This window comes from Nitrosospira sp. CT (assembly GCF_059489795.1).
On record NZ_JCAHZJ010000048.1, the window covers coordinates 1 to 1,313 of the forward strand.

A 1,313-nucleotide genomic window follows, 5' to 3' on the forward strand; every position below is an offset into this window, starting at 1 on the left:
GTCTGTGAGCCCTTCGAAGCCACGCGAGTGAGCTGGTCTTTAGCGATGCCGATGGCTCCGCCGGGCAAAAAACCGCCGAGCTGATCGAGGTGCTTTGCGATCATCGTCGGATCCGAGAAGAGACCATACATCGCGACCAAAGCTGCGATCGCAGGGAAGATGGCGAGGATGCTATAGTAGGTCATGCCCGCCGCGAGCGCCAACACCCGATGTTTGGGTATGTTCGCATAGACTCGCATCAGAATGTCCTTCCAGCCACGGACCGGTATCTCGGAGGGTGTCGTCGCCGAGCGGCCACGGTCCCCTGTTTCCGTTGACTCGCTGCCGGTGCTTTGAGCGTCGGCCGCCACCGGAGCGCCTGCGCGCTCTTTCGACACCGGAAAGAGATACTGAGAGGCAAGCGCAATGCCGACCAGAGCCACCATGGACACGATGGTCCAGCCGTCCGCCCTCTCGGATGTGACGCTCTCGCGTTTGAAGACCATCGCCTTTTTGCGTGTCATAGTCCTGTGAGAACGAGAAAGACTTCCGGATCGTTCCTACGCCCTCTTGGAAAAGCGAACGTCCTTCAACGTGCCCATCGCGGATCTCGCAGCCGAGACCGACGACAGCAGCGGACGGCTTGGCGGGCCGAGCCCCTATTGGGATCGCAGGATGCCAAGCAAAGCGAGCAAGGCGGACAGACTACCCTCGCTGGGGGATTGCGATAGGGTCCTAATGGCAATTGTATCTGAAGGCAGAGCATGAATTGAAAATGGAAATCCAGTGAGGGATTTTGCGGCAGATGGTGAGGAATCCCCCGCACACACTCACGGACGCCGCCACATGAGTGCGCAGCCAGAAAGCCATAGGAAATGAAGGAATATTCCACAGCCACGGCGCGAGGTGCAGGAGGGCTAACTTGCGTGGGAAGAGAAGTGTCCCGTTCCAATATGGCGATCGTCGCCGCCATCGTCATCGTTGCTCTGGTTTTGTGGTTGAGGCGTTAAGCTGCCGAAATTCCTCCTCGTAGTCCTTGGCGAGTTTTAGGAGCCGTTTCTCGTGGAGGGATCGGCACCTTTTGCCAGCCTGCGGCAACGCTCGATCTGCCATAAATCCCTTGTCGATCATTTTGCATCGCGTCGTCGGGTACGGGGATTAAGCGGTCCCTTCGGTTCTCGAACAAGCCCCTCAGGCAGGACGGGCTCTGCACCTGGCAATGGTTCAGCCCGGACATCTGCCCGTGCTGGACTTTTTGAGGGGAAGTTGACGTATCCTTGACTTGATGGGGCTGGGGCAGACCTTCCTTGCTCACGGGGTCGTAGGCTCCGCTG

General features: G+C 58.6%; 2 protein-coding genes. One reads left to right on the plus strand and one right to left on the minus strand.

Features of this window, described 5'->3' with window-relative positions; translation table 11 throughout:
* On the minus strand, positions 1-503 hold a 503-nt coding region (locus AC52W5_RS08190; RefSeq protein WP_495670647.1), incomplete at its 3' end, for a YihY/virulence factor BrkB family protein.
* Positions 504-854: 351 nt separating this feature from the next.
* Between AC52W5_RS08190 and AC52W5_RS08195 the strand changes: the two genes are divergently transcribed.
* Positions 855-989 (plus strand): hypothetical protein, encoded by a 135-nt coding sequence (locus AC52W5_RS08195; protein WP_495670648.1) that lies wholly within the window; start codon positions 855-857, stop codon positions 987-989.
* Positions 990-1,313 lie beyond the last annotated feature (324 nt).

Bases quoted from the DNA above. Each gene is read 5' to 3' on its own strand.
- AC52W5_RS08195 (WP_495670648.1), top strand. From the start codon at position 855: ATGAAGGAATATTCCACAGCCACGGCGCGAGGTGCAGGAGGGCTAACT.